Annotated in this window: 19 protein-coding genes, 1 tRNA gene and 3 pseudogenes; 8 read left to right on the top strand and 15 right to left on the bottom strand. The window is 70.4% G+C overall.

Annotated elements, in window-relative coordinates:
- Positions 1-26 precede the first annotated feature (26 nt).
- The 5 genes and pseudogenes from SLUN_RS34420 to SLUN_RS34395 all read right to left on the bottom strand — a co-directional run.
- Positions 27-458, bottom strand: a pseudogene (locus SLUN_RS34420) (NAD(P)/FAD-dependent oxidoreductase); the annotation flags it as partial.
- 175 nt (positions 459-633) lie between these two features.
- A pseudogene (locus tag SLUN_RS34415) lies at positions 634-798 on the bottom strand (sulfite exporter TauE/SafE family protein); the annotation flags it as partial.
- 53 nt (positions 799-851) lie between these two features.
- Positions 852-1612, bottom strand: a pseudogene (locus SLUN_RS34410) (DeoR/GlpR family DNA-binding transcription regulator).
- 438 nt (positions 1613-2050) lie between these two features.
- A complete protein-coding gene (locus tag SLUN_RS34405) occupies positions 2051-2344 on the bottom strand; it encodes a WXG100 family type VII secretion target (RefSeq protein WP_108153828.1) in 294 nt (97 codons plus the stop codon).
- Between the two features lie 401 nt (positions 2345-2745).
- Positions 2746-2822 (bottom strand) — tRNA-Pro (locus tag SLUN_RS34395).
- 97 nt (positions 2823-2919) lie between these two features.
- Between SLUN_RS34395 and SLUN_RS41745 the strand changes: the two genes are divergently transcribed.
- A complete protein-coding gene (locus tag SLUN_RS41745) occupies positions 2920-3042 on the top strand; it encodes a hypothetical protein (RefSeq protein WP_257153848.1) in 123 nt (40 codons plus the stop codon).
- Between the two features lie 229 nt (positions 3043-3271).
- Here the strand turns inward: SLUN_RS41745 and SLUN_RS34385 are convergent, their stop codons facing one another.
- A complete protein-coding gene (locus SLUN_RS34385) occupies positions 3272-3640 on the bottom strand; it encodes an MmcQ/YjbR family DNA-binding protein (RefSeq protein ID WP_108153825.1) in 369 nt (122 codons plus the stop codon).
- Between the two features lie 664 nt (positions 3641-4304).
- Between SLUN_RS34385 and SLUN_RS34380 the strand changes: the two genes are divergently transcribed.
- Entirely contained in the window at positions 4305-5501 is a 1197-nt protein-coding gene (locus SLUN_RS34380) for an acyl-CoA dehydrogenase family protein (RefSeq protein WP_108153824.1), read from the top strand.
- Between the two features lie 133 nt (positions 5502-5634).
- Here the strand turns inward: SLUN_RS34380 and SLUN_RS34375 are convergent, their stop codons facing one another.
- The 7 genes from SLUN_RS34375 to SLUN_RS34345 form a co-directional block, all read right to left on the bottom strand.
- A complete protein-coding gene (locus SLUN_RS34375) occupies positions 5635-6207 on the bottom strand; it encodes a GAF domain-containing protein (protein ID WP_108153823.1) in 573 nt (190 codons plus the stop codon).
- A complete protein-coding gene (locus SLUN_RS34370) occupies positions 6204-6818 on the bottom strand; it encodes a GTP-binding protein (RefSeq protein WP_108153822.1) in 615 nt (204 codons plus the stop codon). The genes SLUN_RS34375 and SLUN_RS34370 overlap by 4 nt, the downstream gene beginning before the upstream one ends.
- Positions 6796-7167, bottom strand: a complete 372-nt coding sequence (locus SLUN_RS34365; RefSeq protein ID WP_175258013.1) for a DUF742 domain-containing protein — start codon at positions 7165-7167, stop codon at positions 6796-6798. The genes SLUN_RS34370 and SLUN_RS34365 overlap by 23 nt, the downstream gene beginning before the upstream one ends.
- 2 nt (positions 7168-7169) lie before the next feature.
- Positions 7170-7604: a roadblock/LC7 domain-containing protein gene (locus SLUN_RS34360; RefSeq protein WP_108153820.1), complete on the bottom strand. Its 435-nt coding sequence runs from the start codon at positions 7602-7604 to the stop codon at positions 7170-7172.
- A 7-nt stretch (positions 7605-7611) separates the two neighbouring features.
- Positions 7612-9480 carry an ATP-binding protein gene (locus SLUN_RS34355; RefSeq protein WP_108153819.1) on the bottom strand — a complete coding sequence of 623 codons (1869 nt, stop codon included), beginning with the start codon at positions 9478-9480 and terminating at the stop codon, positions 7612-7614.
- Positions 9481-9773: 293 nt separating this feature from the next.
- Positions 9774-10958: an MBL fold metallo-hydrolase gene (locus SLUN_RS34350; protein ID WP_108153818.1), complete on the bottom strand. Its 1185-nt coding sequence runs from the start codon at positions 10956-10958 to the stop codon at positions 9774-9776.
- 110 nt (positions 10959-11068) lie between these two features.
- Positions 11069-11515, bottom strand: coding sequence for a PPOX class F420-dependent oxidoreductase (locus SLUN_RS34345; protein WP_108153817.1), 447 nt, complete (start codon positions 11513-11515; stop codon positions 11069-11071).
- Between the two features lie 138 nt (positions 11516-11653).
- Between SLUN_RS34345 and SLUN_RS34340 the strand changes: the two genes are divergently transcribed.
- The 4 genes from SLUN_RS34340 (at position 11654) to SLUN_RS34325 (ending at position 15483) form a co-directional block, all read left to right on the top strand.
- Positions 11654-12223 (top strand): carboxymuconolactone decarboxylase family protein, encoded by a 570-nt coding sequence (locus SLUN_RS34340; protein ID WP_108153816.1) that lies wholly within the window; start codon positions 11654-11656, stop codon positions 12221-12223.
- A 122-nt stretch (positions 12224-12345) separates the two neighbouring features.
- Positions 12346-12498 carry an acyl-CoA dehydrogenase family protein gene (locus SLUN_RS41740; protein ID WP_254709790.1) on the top strand — a complete coding sequence of 51 codons (153 nt, stop codon included), beginning with the start codon at positions 12346-12348 and terminating at the stop codon, positions 12496-12498.
- 1 nt (position 12499) lies between these two features.
- Positions 12500-14308 carry a thiamine pyrophosphate-dependent enzyme gene (locus SLUN_RS41735; protein WP_254709791.1) on the top strand — a complete coding sequence of 603 codons (1809 nt, stop codon included), beginning with the start codon at positions 12500-12502 and terminating at the stop codon, positions 14306-14308.
- The gene (locus tag SLUN_RS34325; RefSeq protein ID WP_108153815.1) at positions 14305-15483 is read left to right on the top strand and encodes a Glu/Leu/Phe/Val dehydrogenase dimerization domain-containing protein; all 1179 of its coding nucleotides are present in this window, start codon (positions 14305-14307) and stop codon (positions 15481-15483) included. The genes SLUN_RS41735 and SLUN_RS34325 overlap by 4 nt, the downstream gene beginning before the upstream one ends.
- Positions 15484-15522: 39 nt before the next feature.
- Here SLUN_RS34325 and SLUN_RS34320 read toward each other — a convergent pair whose 3' ends face one another.
- Complete coding sequence (locus SLUN_RS34320; RefSeq protein ID WP_108153814.1) at positions 15523-16110, bottom strand: hypothetical protein; 588 nt, start codon at positions 16108-16110, stop codon at positions 15523-15525.
- Between the two features lie 51 nt (positions 16111-16161).
- On the opposite strand from SLUN_RS34320, the gene SLUN_RS34315 reads away from it, so the two are divergent.
- Positions 16162-16782, top strand: a complete 621-nt coding sequence (locus SLUN_RS34315; RefSeq protein WP_108153813.1) for a TetR/AcrR family transcriptional regulator — start codon at positions 16162-16164, stop codon at positions 16780-16782.
- Between the two features lie 98 nt (positions 16783-16880).
- Positions 16881-17759, top strand: a complete 879-nt coding sequence (locus SLUN_RS34310) for a carbohydrate kinase family protein (protein ID WP_108155099.1) — start codon at positions 16881-16883, stop codon at positions 17757-17759.
- Here the strand turns inward: SLUN_RS34310 and SLUN_RS34305 are convergent.
- Positions 17750-18784, bottom strand: coding sequence for a DUF6745 domain-containing protein (locus SLUN_RS34305; protein WP_108153812.1), 1035 nt, complete (start codon positions 18782-18784; stop codon positions 17750-17752). The genes SLUN_RS34310 and SLUN_RS34305 overlap by 10 nt on opposite strands.
- Between the last annotated feature and the right edge of the window lie 26 nt (positions 18785-18810).

The following is an 18810-nucleotide window of genomic DNA, read 5'->3' as shown; positions in this document are numbered from 1 at the left end:
GCCTGCCTTCAGGGAAACGAGGTGTGGGGGTAGTGGATGCCGCCCGCGAGCCCTGGCGCCAGGTGCGGTTCCAGATCCGCCAGTTGATCTGCCGCGACCGGTGTCGCCTCGACTCCGGCCGACTTCTGGCCGTCGGCGAACCCGGCCAGGGCGGCGAGGCCGGCGGGCCTGGCGGCGACCACCAGACCGCCCTTGGCCCGGTACTCGAGGCGGCCTCCCAGCTCGACGGCGAGCCGGCGCCACAACGTCAGGGAGAGCAGGGCGAGTTGGAGCTCGGGTCCCGGCTCCTTGTTGGAGACCAGCAGATTGCCCTCACCGGCTCCGGTGGTCCCGCCGGCGACGGGCCCGCGGTCCACCAGCACCGCGCGAAGTCCGGCCCGGCTCGCGTACAGAGCGCATGCGGCGCCGACCATTCCGGCCCCGACGATCACAACGTCGCAGGTCATACGAGTGTTCACGGCAGTACAATGTCACATGCCATAGGCGGTGCCCAGAGGGCGGACACACTCTTTCCGGAACGGATCAGTTCACCAGGAGAGATGGAGCGCTTCGGGCGAGCGGTGGATCATGGTGGGCCGCATCACGGCCGGCGGCCGGCCGTCGGCGAGCCGCAGACCGGGCAGCCTGCGGGCGCCAGTGGGCGTGCCGCCGACAGGTGAGCACGGCGAACACATCACCGGCGGTGAGTACCGGCAGCAGCACCCCGGTCGACTCACGGGCGGGCCGCACCGCCGCGAAGATCGCGAGGCTGACCGTGTTCACGCCACTCACGGCGGCCTTCGAGAAGCCGACGAGCATCGCCGCCGCGGCGAGTGCGGCCAGTCCCCAGAAGGTGATGCCCAAGCCAGGAATTACACCCTGATGACCTGAGGGCCGAGCAGGGTGTAGCGCTGGGCCTCGGCCACCGGCAAACCGGTGTCGGTCACGATGGCCTCCACATCGCGCACATCGGCGAAGTGACAGAAGCTGACCGCGCCGAACTTGCTGTGCACACCGACGAATACCCGGCGCCTGGCTGCGCGCACCGCCTGGGACTTGACCTCGCTGACCGCCGGGTCGGGTGTGGTGAGCCCGTGCTCGCGGGAGATCCAGTTGGCGCCGATATAGGCCAGGTCGATGACGAAACCGGAGAGCATCCGGGTGGCCCAGTGGTCGACGGTGGCATGGTGCCGCCGCGTACCCGGCCGCCGAGCAGCAGGACGGTGGCGTTGTCGGCGCCGGACAGGGCGTGGGCGACGGTCAGCGAGGCTGTGACGACGGTCAGCGGCCGGTCCCTCGGCAGCGCGCTCGCGATCAGCTGAGGAGTGAAGCCCTCGTCGACGAAGACGGTCTCCGCGTCGCCGAGCAGGCGGACGGCGGCAGCGGCGATCCGGCCCTTCTGCGGCACAGAGCGGGTGGTGCGTATGGCAAGCGTGGTCTCGAATCCGGCGCTCTCGACGGGGTAGGCCCCGCCGTGCGAACGCCGGACCAGTCAGTGTTCCTCCAGTACGTGCAGGTCCCGGCGGATCGTTTCCTTGGCCACCTTCAGGTCCACGGCCAGGGTGGCGACCTCCACGGAGCCTGCTCGCCGGGCGAGTTGCAGAATGTCCCGTCTGCGTTCTTCGGTGTCCATGGCTCACTTCCCCGTTCTTCGGTCGCGGCTCCCCTGCCCGTTCGGGCTTGTGCGTTGTTTGTATCGGCGCGGCACGGCCTCGCACAGACCGTCAACGGCGGCGATCCTGCCCGTTCTTGCCCGTTCGCCACCGGGCATTGCCGCTGGCCGTCGCCGAACAGGGGCGCTGGGGCGGCCGTAGCTGCTCGATAGGGGCCAACAGGGGCCCATTCGGCGCCCGTTCAGATGGCTGCACATCACATCCACCATGACCCGCAGGTCAGTCCGCACATCTGCCCGGCCGCCCCGCACGACATTCGGTGAACCACTTGCCGACCCCGTCCGTCCACCGCAACGCAGGCCTCGATTCACTGAACCCCCGGATTCCTTCCGCAGGGGCCGGCCGGCCCCGGAAGGCTCGGGGCGATCCGGGGCCGGGGGCCGGCCAGTGCCGTGGGGTCAGTTCATTCCGGCCGTCGTCTGGTCGTCGGTGTCGACGAACGCGTCGGCGGTCTTCTTCAGGAATTCGCTGATCTGCCGCATCTCTTCGACGCCCGACTCGAGTTCGCGCTGGTAGTTGTCCCACATGGGCTCGAACTTCGCCTTGGACTGCGGAGTGTCATAGGAGTTGTCGACGACATGGTCGATCTTGTTCTTCGCCTCCCTGATGGCCTCCTGCATCCGTTCCCGCTGGTTGTCCATCCAGCTCGCGGCTTCCCGCATCTCCTCCGGGCTGACCTTGATGTTGCTCATGCCGGTTCCCTCCGTTGATCTGTGACGACGGCTGATCCGTGACGACGCGCTCCGTGCCGCCGCATCCGGGCACTACGGAGTCGGCGGCCAAACGGTTCACGCACGGAGGCACCGTGACGTCCGGCTGCTTCCGGACCCGCTGGAACAGGAGGAGTTGCAGAGCGCCGAGCACGGTCGCAGCGACTCGCGTGCCCGCAGCAATGCCGCGAAGATCGCGAGGCCGACCGTGTCAGCACCGCTCACAGCGGTCTTCGGGAACCTGAGGAGTGCGGATGCCGCGGCGAGCACGGCCCGTTCCCGGCTGATGATGATGTTCATGCCAGGAGCTGGTGCCATGCCCCCAGAAAACCGGCGAGGTCGTATCGGATGATTCCGATACGACCTCTGACCTGCATAAACGCTGGTCGGGACGACAGGATTTGAACCTGCGACCCCTTGACCCCCAGTCAAGTGCGCTACCAAGCTGCGCCACGTCCCGGTGCCCGCCTGACCTGGGGTTTCCCCCGGCCGAACGCGCATCAGAACAATACCGCACTTCGGCCGATGGTCACGAACCGCTTTACGCGCCCGCGGCCGTGGACGCACCCGGCCGGGACAGATTCCTGCTGTCCAAGGGGCACGGGCCGATGGCGTACTACGCCGTCCTCGCCTCCAAGGGGTTCGTCCCCGAGGAGTGGCTGCCCCGCTTCGGCTCGTAGCCGGCACCCGGACCGAGTGATCAACGTGGGGCGGATATCCCGCAGCGGATCCTCGGCCCGGACGCGGGGGGCTTGCAGGAAGGGATCACGGGCTTCCTGGGCGGAACATCCAGCCCGTCCGGCGATTGAGGACACGCGCGAAGCGCGTATGGGGGTCTGGGGGCCTGCCCCCGGTTCGGGAAGGCGCGGGCAGGGGGAACTACAGGCAACCCGTACCGCCCCCGCCCCCTCAAGGCGCCCCCGGCCGCGCCAGGTCCGGGTGCGCGTCCAGCAGTCTGCGCGGCGCCGCCTGGCGCCAGGAGTCGAGCAGGATCGCGTACAGCTCCTCGTCGTCCTCGACGGCCGCCAGCCGCACCCGCAGCCAGGCGTAGTTGTCGTCGTGCCCCGCGCGCATGAAGAACTTCTCCGGCTCGGAGGCGATCAGCTCCTCCCGGTCCTCCTTGGGGCACTTCACACCCATCGCCCTGTCATCGTCATCGAGCGAGGCGAAGATCTTCCCGCCGCTCTCCAGACGGAAGGTGGGCATACCCCAGGCGAGCTTCTCCATCGCGCCGGGAAGGGAGAGCGCGAGTCTGCGTACGTCGTCGGCAGTGGCCATGTGACGACGGTACGACGTGGCACTGACAGTCGCCCCGGGTTCGGGACGCCGTGCCACGGAGGGCTCTTCCGACCCATTGACCCCCTCTAGAGCCGGAACCTACGCTGTGCGACGCATTCGGAAAGCGCTTTCTATGGAGCACCGGGCGTGAGAGCCGGGGGCTCCCGCGCGTGGCGTGACTGGCCCGGCCGTTTCGCGCGCCGGGGCGCACGCCTCTCGCACCTCTCGTGTGCTCCGAGCGCCTGATCACACCTCCGCGCGCCGGATCCCTGCCCACATTCCCCTCCGGCAGTGCGTTCTTTTCGGTCCGGGTAAGAGCCGTATCGGTTCTGCTGATGTTCCTTGATGTCACAGCTGTGCACATCTGACGTGCCTCAATGTCCCTCAGTGCCATATGCCCACGAAACCTTTGCCGATGGCATGTGGCAGAAAGAGGCAGAGGGGGAATGTGGTACGGCAGGACCGGACGGTCCTGTACCACGCAACAGACAATCCCAATCAAACGTCAATGATCTACGTTTCGGACAACGTTGGCATCGATCTTGTGCCACCTTGAAACGATCAACACCATGATGTCGTCGGCCTGTTCGGGACGGGACCACTGCCGATGCACCACCTGCTCGAACAACCGCCCGAGCAGGCGTTTCGCAGAGGAAGGCTCGCGATGGACGGCTATTTCGCCAGTCGAATGCATCATCAACTACGCGATCATGTCCGTGAATTCGCCGAGAGCGAGGTGCGTCCGCGGATCCCCGCGATGGAAGCAGCCCGCTCGGTACACCACGATCTGTCCCGGCTGATCGCGCGGCAGGGCTGGCTCGGCGCCACAATAAGCAAGGACCACGGCGGGTTAGGAATGGGACATCTCGCCAAGACCATCATCATTGAGGAACTGTCCCGGGTCAGCGGGGCCATGGGAGCGATGGTTCAGGCCTCCCAGCTCGGTGTGGCCAAAATTGTTCACTTCGGCAGCGACGAGCAGAAGAAGACCTGGCTTCCCGCCATCGCCGCCGGCGAATGCCTGCCGACGATCGCGGTCACCGAACCCGATTCGGGCGGCCATGTCCTGGGCATGAGCGCCACCGCCGTACGGGACGGCGACGATTACATCCTCAATGGCCGAAAGATTTTCGTCGGAAACAGTCATGTCGGCGATCTGCACGGCGTGGTGGTGCGGACAGGGCCCGGATCCAAGGGGCTCACGGCCTTCCTGGTGGAGTCGGACCGGCCCGGTTTCCGCATCGGCGAGCAGAAGCCGACCATGGGACTGCACGGCTTCAGCTTCGGCGAGCTGCACTTCGACAACTGCCGCATCCCCGCGCCGAACCGGCTCGGCGACGAGGGCGACGGACTGGCCGTGGCGTACTCCTCCAGCGTGCTCTACGGGCGCGCCAACCTCACCGCCGTATCACTCGGCATCCATCAGGCGATCCTGGAGGAGACCACGAGGTTCTGCGCGGAACGGAACCGCTACGGCGAGCAGCTCCATGAGCTGCCCTCCATCAAACTGAAGTTGGGAGCGCTGCAGTCACGGCTGATGACCGCCAGACTCGCCGCTTACCACGCCGTGCATCTGCTGGACCAGGGATTGCCGTGCGATGCGGAGCTGATGAACGCCAAGCTGGTGAATGTCGAGTCGGCGATCGACTCCGCGCGCAACGCCATGGAGATCCATGCCGCGGCCGGTCTCTTCACCGACCGCCCCATCGAGCGTTATCTGCGGGACGCGCTGCACCTGTTCGCCCCGGCCGGCACTTCCGACATACAGCTGCTGCGCCTGGCGGAGGTGGCGCTGGGCACCGCGAAGGGCCAGTGGTCCGAACGGCTGTCCGACGCGGTCCGCTTGGAGGCGGCGGTCTGAACCCTGGGGCTCCGCCCCCGGACCCCCAGCGCCTCAAACTCCCCCCACGCCCTGCGGGCGTGGGGGGACCCCCAGCGGGACTGACGCTGCAGCCCGTCCGGCGGTTGAGGACAGGACGACCTGGGGCCTCTCGCTAGAAGCCGCCTTCCTCGCGGCGGTGGATCTGCTCGATCAGCTCCGCCGCCAGCGACTTGATGGTCTCCAGGCCCGCCCGGCCCCACGGCCGCGGCTCGGTGTCGACGACACAGATCGTGCCGAGCGCGATCCCCGTACGGTCGATCAGCGGCGCCCCGAGATAGGAACGGATACCGATCTCGTCCACAACCGGGTTCCCCGCGAACCGCGGATAGTCGCAGACGTCCTCCAGGACGAGCGCTTTGCGCCGTACGACCACATGCGGGCAGTAGCCGTGGTCACGCGCCATGAAGCGGCTGACGTCACCGCTCGCCGCGGCCGTGGCACCCAGATCGGCGCCGGAGTGCGTACCGGTCGGGGTGTGCAGCCCGGCGAAGAACTGCCGGTTCTCGTCAATGAAGTTGACCATGGAGTACGGCGCCCCGGTCACCTTGGCCAGCTTGTGCGCGAATTCGTCGAACGCCGGGTCCGGCCGGTCCCCGAAGCCCAGTTGGCGCAGCCGCCGCACCCGGACGGGCGCCTCGCGGTCGACGGGGGTCAGCAGCAGATGGCCGGTCGGGTCGTACGTCATGTCGGTGCTCCATAGCTCGGTGCCGGGGCGGGCACCGCGGTGGTGGTGAGCAGATGCTGAACGAGGGTGACCAGGGTCCCGATCCCCGAGCTGGCGATCCGCGCGTCGCACAGCACGACCGGCACCTCCGGCTTGAGGTCGATCGCGGCCCGTACTTCGTCCGGGTCATAGCGGTAGGCGCCGTCGAACTCGTTGACGGCGACGACGAATCCGATGCCGCGCCGCTCGAAGAAGTCCACTGCGGAGAAGGAGTCCTCGAGACGGCGGGTGTCGGCGAGGATGATCGCGCCGAGCGCTCCCTCGGAGAGCTCGTCCCACATGAACCAGAAGCGCTCCTGGCCGGGCGTGCCGAAGAGATAGAGCACATGTCGCTCGTCCAGCGTGATCCGGCCGAAGTCCATGGCGACCGTGGTGGTGGTCTTGGACTCGATGCCGTCCAGGCTGTCGGTCGCCACGCTGACCTGGGTCAGCAGCTCCTCCGTACTCAGCGGTTCGATCTCACTGACCGCTCCCACGAGGGTGGTCTTGCCCACCCCGAAGCCGCCCGCGACCAGGATCTTCAGCGCGGTGGGGAAGAGCTCGTCGAGTTCAGAGCCGTCGTCGTAGGCCATCGAGCACCGCCTCCAGCAAAGAACGGTCGGTGGGTGTGTCGTAGAAGCGGGGCGCACGCGCGGTGACCGCGCCGCAGTCCACGAGATCGGAGAGCAGCACCTTGGTGACGACCGCGGGGAGCCTGAGGTGCGCCGAGATCTCGGCGACCGAGGTCGGCCCGCCGCAGAGCCCGAGCGCCACGGCGTGTTCGGGGCCCAGATGCGTCTGCGGCACGGTCCCCGTGGCCATCACCAGCGAGAGCAGATCCAGTGCGGCCGTGGGACGGGTGCGGCCGCCGCTCACCGTGTACGGGCGGATGAGCCGGCCGGCCGCGTCGTCGAGCAACGGCCCGTCCATCGGGGCCGGCACTCTCATTGCCCCGCGGCGGTCCGCGCCCCCGCCGACTGTCTGGCCGGGGTGGTCAGATACGGCCGTACGCTCTTGACCAGCATCGCCATCTCATAGCCGAGGACGGCGGCGTCCGCCTCGCGCCCGGCGAGCACGGCGAGACAGGTGCCGGACCCGGCGGTGGAGACGAACAGCAGGGTGGAGTCGAGCTCCACCACCACCTGGCGCACCTCACCGCCGTCGCCGAAGCGGGCTCCGGCGCTGCGCCCCAGTGAGTACAGGCCGGAGGCGAGCGCCGCCATATGGTCGGCGCTGTCCGGGTCCAGACCGTGTACGGATTTCACCAGCCCGTCGGAGGAGAGCAGAACGGCGTTGCGGGTGTACGGCACACGCTGGACCAGGCCGCTCAGCAGCCAGTCGAGGTCCGAGACATGGCCGTTCGGCACATCGCTCACCATGGTGCATCTACTCCTTGGAGGTGTTGTCGAAGTGCTGGGGCTGAGGCTGCGCCGCGGGGTCCGCGAGGGGCTGGGACTCGGCGAGGCCGATGCCCCGCTGGAAGGCCGCCATCAGGCCCGGGTCGTGGATGGCCTGGTCGTCGTCCTTGCGGGGCGCCGGGGCGTCCCTGAGCTGAGGGACGAGGTGTTCCTGACTGCGGCGCTTGGGCAGTTGGGGCCGGCCCATCCCGTCGGAGTTCTCCGATGGTGCCGAGCGGTTGGCCGGTGCCGAACCGTTCGCAGGTGCCGAGTGGTTGGGCGGTGAGGTGTGGTCGGGCGGTGACGGCTGGTTGGGCAGCGACGCATGGCTGACGCCCGGGCGGGCGGCGGCCGGGTTGGGGCGGTCGCTCTGTTCCCCGCGTACGGGGAGGGGCCCGGCGCCGAGGGTGGCGGTCACCGGCTCGCGCTGCGGCTGCTGCTGTTGCAGCGGTGGCTGAAGCTGCCGGAAGACCGGTGCCTGCTCCGGCGTCGAGTGCGGTTGCTGCGGTATCGACGGCGCCGCCGCGGCCGGCTGTACCCAGGCTGTCGGTACGACGGCGCTCTGCACCCCGGTCGCCGAGTCGGACGACGACGGGGCGGCTTCGGCCCGCGAGAATCCCCCGGGTTCGGTGCCGAGCAGTCCCTGTGGCAGTACGAGGATGGCCTGGACGCCGCCGTAGATATTGGACTGGAGCCGTACCGCGATGCCGTGTCTGCGGGCCAGCGCGGAGACGACGAAGAGTCCGATCCTGCCGTCCTGCAGCATATGGGCGACATTCACCTGATCGGGGTCGGCGAGCAGCGCGTTCATCTTGTGCTGCTCGTCGGCGGGCATACCGAGGCCGCGGTCCTCGACCTCGACCGCGAGTCCGGCCGTGACGTGCTGGGCGCGCAGCAGCACTTGGGTGTGCGGGGCGGAGAACAGCGTGGCGTTCTCGACCAGTTCGGCGAGCAGGTGGATCACGTCGGCGACGGCGTGGCCGCGCAGGGTGCCGTCGATCGGCGGCACCAGCTTGACCCTCGGATACTGCTCCACCTCGGCGATGGCGGACCGGAGCACCTCGGTCATGGTGACCGGGTTGGACCACTGCCGCCGGGACATGGCGCCGCCGAGAACGGCGAGGTTCTCGGCATGCCTGCGGATACGGGTGGCCAGGTGGTCCACATGGAAGAGGCCCTTGAGCAGCTCGGGGTCCTCGACCTCGTTCTCCAGCTCGTCGAGGAGCTGGATCTCGCGGTGGACCAGCGACTGGAGCCGCCGGGCCAGATTGACGAAGACTTCGACCTTCTGTTCGTTGCCGACGCTGCTGGAGAGCCGGGAGGCCTGCACCACCGCCACCACGGCGGCCTCGTGGGACCGGCTCAACTCCTCTGTCAGCAGATCGAATTCATCGCCACCGGGCGGTGCCGACTGTGATGTGGGCCGGACGGGCGGGCCTTCACCCCGTCTGAGCCGGTCGACCACGGTGCGCAGGTCGGCCTGCCCGCGCGCGGTGGAACGGCGCAGGGTGGCACAGCGGTCGAGTACGGACTTGGCCATCCGGTCCGCCCCCACCGCCGCCGCCGCCACGGAGGCGATGGCCAGCACGGCGGAGCCGGTCAGCACGGCCCACAGGCCGGTGGAGGGCTGGGCGTCGGCGGAACGGATGGCGACTATCACCGCGGCCATGCCGCTGAGCGCGGCGACGACTGCGGGCAGGACTGCGGTGCGCAGGAGTTGAGGGCGTATACGGGCTTCCGGCGAAGAGGGCACGGGATGCGGCTTCCCCGATGACGACAGGGAGCGGGTGCCTGGCCGGCCGTGGCGCCCGCCCTCGCGGCGGTCGGGCCGCGCGGCGGGTGCGCGTAGTTGAGACATCAGCGTCCTTGGTACGTGGGGCCCCAGGAATCGGCGTAGAGCATGCGGTCAGCTTCGGCGCAGCGAAGGGCTCGTTGTTCACCATTTGAGCCCACCGTTGATCACCGGCCACACACGGTAGTCGCCAAGCAGGCACTTGCGACGGGCAGTTGACAAACTTGCCCGTCATTCGTCCCGCTCTGGTATGAGGCTTCGCACCCAAGCCCGAAAATGCTGGATTGACCCCGCCGCCGCAGGGACGGGCGGCGGGGCCGGGCACCGCAGGGTCAAACGCAGAGGTCGGGCGCCACGATTCAGGCGCTGGGCGCCACCTCGGGGCTGCCCGTACCGGCCGTGGGGGACCATCCCGCGGCGGGCGCCGTGGCGACAGCACGCCACCACGGCTCGGACGGAATTCCTTCGGCGGTCGGCTCGAAGGGCTCACCGGGCTGCGGCAGGGCGATGCGCGCGCCTTCGGCGGCCGCCGCCGCTACCGTGCCCTCGCCCGGCTCCGCCCACGGGTGCGGTGCGAGGTTGAAGGTCCCCCAGTGGATCGGCAGCATCGCACCGGACGGCTGCCCGCCCTGAAGGTCGAGGTGGGCGCGAATGCCTTCGGCGGGCGTCATGTGGATGTCGGGCCAGTACTCGCTGTACGCGCCGATCTGGATCATCGTGGCGTCGAAGGGGCCGTGCTCGGCGCCGATGTCCTTGAAGCCGGGGAAGTATCCGGTGTCGCCGCTGTGGTAGATCCGGTGCTCGGACCCGGCGACGGCCCAGGACGCCCAGAGGGTGTGCTGCTTGTTGCGGATGCCGCGGCCGCAGAAGTGGCGCGCGGGGGTGGCGGTCAGCCGGAGACCGGCCACCTCCGTCGACTCGTTCCAGTCCAGCTCGCGCAGCCGGTCGGCGGGCACGCCCCAGCGCTCCAGGTGTGCTCCGACGCCGAGCGGCACCGCGAAGACCGTGTCCGTCGAGGCCAGGGCGCGGATGGTGGGCAGATCGAGGTGGTCGTAGTGGTCGTGGGAGATCACGACGACGTCGACCGGGCCGAGGGCGGCCAGCGGCACGGGCACGGGATGCAGCCGCTTGGGTCCGGCGAAGGGGAAGGGTGAGCAGCGCTCGCCCCAGACCGGGTCGAAGAGCACCCGCCGGCCGTCGATCTCGGCGAGGACGCTGGAGTGTCCCATCCAGGTGAGCCGCAGTCCGGAGGCCGGGGGCTTGGCGATATCGGCGAGCGTGGTGGCGTGCAGGGGCACGAGTCCGACCGGGGACCGGTGCGCCCGCGCTTCCTTCCGGAAGTAGATCTTGGCGAATTCGACCATGGAGCCGCCGGAGGGTCTGGTCCGGGCACCCACGGGGTTCTGGAAGACACCGTCGAGGAAATTCGGCGAGCGGCGGATCCGCTCCCACCGCTCTCCCGACGGATCGGCGCCGAACGCGGCGGGTCGCAGCGCGCGCAGCCGGGAGCTGAGCGGCGAGTGGGGGGAACCAGCGCCGGTCACGGCACCTCCTGATGTTGGATTTCTTCCATTATGTGCGGGGGGTACGACAGTGCGGGAACGGCCTGGTTACGGCGCCGGGCTCGGCCGCGCGGGTCTCAGCCGCGCGGGTCTCAGCCGCGCGGCTGGCCATAGGCCCGCTCGACGCGCAGCCGCAGCACAATGCGCTTGTCGCGGACCATGGCCTGCCGGTAGTCGTCCCAGTCCGGGTGCTCCCCCTGGACGTCGCGGTAGAGCGTGATCAGCTCTTCGACCGTGGCGTCGTGCGGGTCGGCGGCGACCGGGGAGAGCTCGGCGGTGCCCTCGACGACGGTCCAGGCCCAGCGGTCGCCGCTGGTGACGTGGTATCCGGCGCGGGGGTCGCGGCGCAGATTCGCGGTCTTGGCCCGGCCGTCGGTGATGGACACCCTGATGGTCCGCTCGTCCGGGTAGTACGCGTGGTTCACATTGGAGAGCTGGGGCCTGCCGTCCCGCTTGATCGTGACGAGCACCCCACCGCTGTGCTCGGCGACGAGCTTCAGCAGGGCGTCCTCCGTAACGTCGGCTTCCGTTTCCGTCATGTCCCAAGCAACGCCTGTCCCCGCTCCGGTGTTCCTTCCGGTGTTCCTGAGAATTCCGCGCTCCCCGATGTCACATCCCGGGGCACCCCGTCCGTCGTACGCGTGAAAGGACATCCACCACACCTCCGGAGGCCCGTCATGGCCCGTGTTTCACTCACCCCGCGCCGCTCGCTCCTGTTCCGCGTCACCGAGTGGTACTCCAAGCGCACGTACGGCAAGGTCCTCGACCCCGCCCGGGCCATGGCCCACAACCCCCGGGTTCTCTGGTCCGATCTGCGCTTCGAGCAGTCGGTGGCCAAGTGGAAGAGTCTCGACGCCGATCTGAAGGCACTGGCCGTGATGGCCTCGGCGGCGGCGATCGGGTGCAGCTGGTGCATGGATTTCGGCCACTGGGAGAGCCAGGAGCGCGGCATGGACGTGCGCAAGCTGCACGATGTGCCCGTGTGGCGTGACAGCGACGTCTACACCCCGCTGGAGCGCGACGTCATGGAGTACGCGGAGGCGATGTCCGCCAGTCCGCCCGTGGTCGGGGACGAGCTGGCGGAGCGGCTGGTCGCCACCCTCGGCGAGGCTGCGTACGTCGAACTGACGGCGATGGTGGCGGTGGAGAACCTGCGCTCGCGGATGAACGCCGCGCTGGGTCTGACCAGCCAGGGTTTCAAGGACCAGTGCGAGATTCCGGCTCGTCCGGACGCCGCCGCCCGCTGATCCACGCGTAACGGGTCAGCCGCCCGCCAACTTCGTTGACGATCATGTTGACAGGGGAGCTCACTCCTCCAGATACTGACCGACGGTTCAGTTAATCTGTCGTCGTCGCGCCTGGAGGCAGCATGTCCGAGCTCCCCACCGAGCCGGTCCCGCTCACAACGGAGCGGCGCGACCCCGAGTTTCCCGTGGAGCAGTGGATGCGTGACGCCAAGCCGGAGGAGATCGAGGAAGGCACCTCGGACATGATGCGGCTGATCATCTCGAGGAGCATGTGACATGGCTGCGACCGTTCTGACCGGCGGCGAAGCAGTCGTACGGGCGCTGGCGGCGCACGGCGTCACTCAGGCCTTCGGGATTCCGGGCACGCACAATCTGGAGATCTACCGGCATCTCGCCGCCTATGGAGTCGCGCATGTGACACCGCGTCACGAGCAGGGCGCGGGGTACGCGGCAGACGCCTATGCCCGGGTGAGCGGCCGGCCCGGAGTCGCGATCACCACGACCGGTCCCGCGCTGCTGAACATCGCGGCGGCGGTCGGCCAGGCGTACTCGGACAGCGTGCCGCTGCTCGTCGTCTCCCCCGGGATGCCGCTGCGCCACCCGCGGCAGCCGACCGGGCTGCTGCACGAGATGCGCAGCCAGACGGAGGCGCTGCGCGGCGTCGCGGCCTTCAGCCACCGGGTGTCGGCGGTCGAGGAGATCGCCGCGGCGCTCGCGCGGGCCTTCACGCTCTTCACGACCGGGCGGCCCCGGCCCGTGCACATCGAGATTCCGCTCGATCTGCTGGAGGCGGCGGAGCCGGTGGGCCGGGTACGGATCGCACCGCAGGCCGGGCCGGCTCTCCCGGCGCCCGCCGAGCTCCGGCGGGCCGCCGACGCTCTGCGCGCGGCGAGCCGTCCCGCGCTCGTGCTCGGCGGCGGTGCGCGCGAAGCCGCCGCGGAACTGCTCGCCCTGGCCGAGGAGTTGGCCGCGCCCGTGGTCACCACCGCCAACGGCAAGGGCATCGTGGACGAGTCCCATCCGCTGTCGCTGGGTGTGTCGCTGCACAGCCCGGCCGTGCAGAAGTGGCTGGCCGACCGGGATGTGGTGCTGGCCGTCGGTACGGAGCTGGCCGAGTCCGATCTGTGGTCCGCGCCACCGGAGTTGAGCGGCACGCTGGTGCGTGTCGACGTGGACCCGGCCCAGATGTACGCGGAGGTGCCGGCGGACGTGGCGCTGGTCGGCGACGCACGCCAGTCGCTGCGCGAACTGCTGGCCGCGTACCGGAGCCGCGGACCTCTCGGCGGGGGCGCCGGTCGCCAGTGCACCGCCGAGCCGCGCGTGGCGCGGGAGGGCGAGACCGGTGCCGTACCGCCGCGTGCCGCGGAGCTGCGGCTCGTACGGGACACCGGGCCCGGTGACGGGGACGCACGCGCCGAAGCCCTCGCCTCCGCCCGCGAGGCCGTCACCGAGCTGCGGATCGCGCGGGACGCCCACGCGGAGGCCCTGGCCGGCGCCCACCGGGGCGTCGCCGGGCTGCGCCGCGAGCGGGACGCCGAGACCCGCGACCGGGACGCGCGCTGGCTGCCGTACCTCGCGGCGATCCGCGCCACCCTCGACACCGACGCCGTCATCACCTCCGACAGCGCCCAGTGCTGCTACTACGGCGCGATCCCGCACCTCCCCGTCGCCCCGGACGGCCGCTATCTGCATCCAACCGGCTTCGGCACCCTCGGCTACGCGCTGCCCGCCGCGATCGGCGCGAAGACCGCTGCCCCGGACCGGCAGGTGATCGCGCTCAGCGGGGACGGCGGGCTGCAGTTCAGCGTGCAGGAGCTCGCCACCGCTGCCCAGCTCCAACTCCCGCTGCCCGTCGTGGTGTTCGACAACGGCGGCTACGGCGAGATCCGCGACGAGATGACCGCGCGCGGCGACGCCCCCGCAGCCGTCGACCTCGCGCCCGTCGATCTGCCCGCCCTCGCCCGTGCCTACGGCGGCCACGGCGAGCACGCCACGACGCCCGAAGCGCTCGCCGCCGCACTCGCACGGGCACTCACCACTCCAGGCCCCACCGTGATCACCGTTCCCGAGGAGACCGCCCGATGACCACACCCCTGCTGTCGCTCACCTGGACCGACCATGTCACCGGCCGCCAGGGCCATCTGGTCGTCGACCGGCTCGTGCGCGGCGTCTCCAGCGGCGGACTGCGGATGCGCGAGGGCTGCACGCTGGAGGAGGTGGCGGGCCTCGCCCGCGGGATGACGATGAAGGAGGCCCTGCACTACAACCCCGAGGGCCGCTACATCCCGCTCGGCGGCGCCAAGGGCGGTATCGACTGCGACCCGCAGGACCCGCGGGCGTACGGGATCCTGGTCCGCTATCTGCGCGCCGTGCGCCCGTACATCGAGAACATGTGGACCACCGGCGAGGACCTCGGCCTCACCCAGGACATCGTCGACAGGGCCGCGGCCGAAGCCGGTCTGGTCTCCTCCATCCAGGCGGTCTATCCGCTGCTCGACGACGAGGCGACGGCGCGCCGGCGGCTCGCGGACGCCTTCGCCGTCGAGGTGGACGGCATCGGGCTCGACGAGCTCGTCGGCGGCTGCGGCGTCGCCGAGTCGGTGCTGGTCGCGCTCGACCGGGCGGGCGTGGCGTACGAGGGGACGCGTGTGTCCGTCCAGGGGCTCGGCACGATGGGCGGGGCCACGGCCCGGTTCCTCGCCCGCGCCGGGCTGAAGATCGTCGCCGTCGCCGACATCAAGGGAACCGTCGCCAACCCGGCCGGGCTCGACGTCGACGCGCTGCTCGCGGCCCGTGACTCGTACGGGACGGTCGACCGTACGGCGCTGCGGCCGGAGGATCTGGAGCTGCCGGGCGACGCATGGCTGTCGGCCGACGCGGAGGTGCTGGTACCCGCCGCGGTCTCGTACGCCGTGGACACCGCCAACCAGGCGCAGATCACGGCCCGTTGGATCGTCGAGGCGGCGAACATGCCGGTGCTGCCGGACGCGGAGGAGCTGCTCGCGCGGCGCGGGATCACCGTACTGCCGGATGTCGTCGTCAACTCCGGTACGAACGCTTGGTGGTGGTGGACGTTGTTCGGGGACATCGGCGCCGACGCGGAGGAGGCGTTCGCGTACACCCGTCGCTCGATGCGCGAGCTGATCGGTCAGATGCTGGCCCGCGCGGAGGCGGACGGGACGACGGCGCGGGGCGCCGCGCACGCGATCGTCGCGGACCGGCTGCCGGTGATCGCCGAGCGCTTCGGCTGGTACGGATGACGGCTTCGCTCGAGCCCGGCAAGATCCAAACGAGAGGCCCTAGACCCGCGTGCGGGCTGCCACCAGGCGGTGGCCGTCCAGCACCGCGGAGAGCTCGGCGAGGAAGGCCGCCGAGAGCATCGGCCAGTTCCAGAAGGTCAGTCCGAGCTGCGCCACCGCGACCGGCGGGGAGAAGTTCCAGTCGATGAAACCGGCCTGCCGTCCGCACCGTACGCACGAGGCGTGGTCCGGACCGCTCCCGCCGAACCACGCGTAGAGCGCGTCCAGCAGCGGCAGCCACTCATCGGTCCACCGCCCGTGCCCGTCCGCCGCCGACTCCTCCGTGCGCGCGGCACAGTGCGGGCAGCGGGCCGTCCAGATGTCCACGCAGACATAGACGCGGCGTTCGATGTCCACGCTCACCCCGTTCGCCCCGCCCATCAGCGCGAACGCTCCGTCGTGCGCACCGAGGGCGTGCGCGTACCGCGGCCCGGGCGCCCGTCCCAGCTCGTCGCCGAGCAGGCAGTGCGTCAACTCGCCCGCCACGACGCCCTGCTCCTCGAGCCAGTGCACCACCCGCCCGGCGAGCGCCTCCGCGTCCTGCGGCCGGGCGTCCGTGTCGGCCACCCATACGTACCCCTCACCCATGGCAATCCATGGCACGGACGGTATCCAAGATCGGCTGTGTAGGGTGACGACGTGGCAAGAGTCCGGTTGAGTGTGGCGGAGCGGCGTGAAGAACTGCTGGGCGCCGCCGTCGAGCAGATCGAGGAACGCGGTGTGGCGGCGGTGCGGATCGCCGATGTCGCCGCGGCCCTCGGCGTGAGCAACGCCCTGGTGCTCTACCACTTTTCAACGAAGGAGAAGCTCGTCGCGGCCGCGTTCACGCACGCCGCCGACGGCGATCTCGCCCATCTGCGCAAGCTGCTGGGCCGCCGCACCTCCGCGCTGCGCCGCCTGCGTGCCGCCGTCCGCTGGTACGCCCCGACCGGTCAGGCCAAGGGCTGGCGGCTGTGGATCGAGGGCTGGGCCGCCGCGCTGCGCGAGCCGGCGCTGCGGGACGTCACCCGGGATCTCGACCAGCAGTGGAAAGCCGCTCTGACCGAGGTCATCGCGGAGGGCGCGGCCGCGGGCGAGTTCCCGTGCGAGGACCCGGCGGCGACGGCCTGGCGGCTGACGGCGTTCCTGGACGGACTCGCCGTGCAGATGACCTCGTACGCGGGGTCCCTGTCGCGCGCGGCGATGCTGGAGTGGACCGACGACGCGCTCGCTCGTGAACTCGGCGTGGACCGCGACGCGTTGACCGCGGCCGCACGCTGACACCCCGGCCACCCGCGAGCACACTCCACCCCCCATACTGGGCAACTGTGTCTCAGCAGCCGCAGGACCAGCAGACGGATCACCCCCCTCACGATGTGCTGGTGATCGGCGGCAGCGGGGTGGACACCGTCGTCCGCGTCGACTCCCTGCCGGTCCCGCTCGCCGACTCCGTCGGGGTGGGCCCGATCCGCGAATCGCCGGGCCACACCGGCGGCAACGTGGCCCTGGGCTGCCGGGCCCTGGGCCTGAATGTCACGCTCCTCGACTACATCGGCGACGACTGGCCGGGGCGCCAGGTCCGTGAACGCCTCGCCGCGGGCGGCGTGGACTTCGAGGCGCTGATCTCCCCGGCCGGGACCCGGCGCGCGGTCAATCTCGTCGACCCGGCGGGCCGCCGGATGTCCTTCTACGACGCCCGCGATCCCGGTGAGCTGCGGATGCCGCGCGAGGTCTACCTCCCGCATCTGCGGCGCGCCCGCCATGTCCATCTCTCGATCGTGAACTTCGCGCGGTTCCTCTACGACGACATCGAGGAGCTGGGCGTCCCGGTCTCCACCGATCTGCACGACTGGGACGGACTGGCCGACCACCACCGGGAGTTCGCCCTCCGCTCGGACGTGGTCTTCCTCAGCGCGGCCGGCGCGGGCGAGCGCATTGCGTCCGTCATGCGGGAGATCCTGCGCGACGGGCGGGCGCGGGCGGTGGTCGCGATGGCGGGCGCCGGCGGCTCGTACCTCCTGACCCGGGACGGCGGCAGCACCCCGCGCCCGATCCCGGCGGCCGTCCCGCCCGCTCGCGTGGTGGACTCCAACGGCGCGGGTGACGCCTACGTCTGCGGCTTTCTCTACGGGCGGCTGTCCGGCCGTGACCTGGAGGAGAGCGCCAGGCTGGGCGCGGTGGCGGGCGCCCACGCCTGCACGAGCGAGGGCAGCTCGTCGCTTATCAGCCCCGCCGATCTCGTACCGCATCAGGTCTGACGCACCGGTTCGTACGCCTCGGCCTGCAGCCCGAAGGTCCAGGCGACGCCCTCCTTCGCCGTCCGGGTCGTGGGCGGCACCCGCAGCCAATAGGTACGGTGGCTGCCGTCCGGCTCGGGGGTGGAGTTGACCACTTCGACCATCGCCACGTCCTCGTCGTCGTCCAGCGCGATCCGCCAGAGGATGCCTGTCTCGTCGCGATGCACAGGCTGGGCTTCCGACTCGGCGAGATAGCGGTCGTAGCCGTAGTACTCGAGCATCACGCGGCGCAGCTCGGCGTTCTCCTCGCTGCGTATGCGCTGCGGGGTGAGCGAGGTCAGTCCGCCGAGGAAGTCCGCGGGCACCGGCATGCCACGCCATGCGTACAGGGCGAAGCCGTCGGGGAATTCCAGAGCCGGACCGTCGCCCCTGTCGAGCCTGCCGGCCTCGTCCCGGTGGAGCTCCGCCGGCCGCTCGCAGATCACCACCGACTTCTCGTACGGCCACCACCAGCCTGCGTGCGCGGCGACCGTGGCGAGCCCCTGGAGCCGGTCGCTACGGCCGTCGAACGCGCAGAGCCAGGCCGCGTCGTGCTGGCCGAGCACCGCGTCGAGCAAGGTCAGCCGGATCTCCGTCTCCCTCGCCGTCACGTCGCTGGTGTCCGCCGTGTCCGCCGTGTCCTGAACGGCCGGCGCGTCCACCACCCCCGTCCGTATCCGCTCGGCCAGTGCCCGCGTGGTGTCCCAGAGCCGGGCGCCGGTGAGGCTCCACAGCTCGGCCCAGCCGGTCGGCCCCAACTCGTCGTGGATACGGCGGCGTTCCTCCGCCCACGCGCGGGTGCGCACCTCGTCGCGCACCGAGCGCCCGGGGTCGTCGAGCGAGCGGACGACGGCAACGGCCGCCCGCGGAGAGTCCGCCCACACGATCCGCTCCGGCTCGGCGAGCCCTGCCGTGCGGTAGGCGAGACACACGCCTTCCTCGGCGGCGGCCCGGTCCGCCGGTCCGGTCGCCGCCGCAACGGCCCGCCACTTGTCCACGTACTGCATGTGATGCCCCGTCCCCTGCTTGTCCG

Origin of the sequence: Streptomyces lunaelactis, assembly GCF_003054555.1 — a bacterium.
In the GTDB taxonomy this organism is placed as follows: Bacteria; Actinomycetota; Actinomycetes; order Streptomycetales; family Streptomycetaceae; genus Streptomyces; species Streptomyces lunaelactis.
This window is presented reverse-complemented; position numbering and strand designations above follow the sequence as displayed.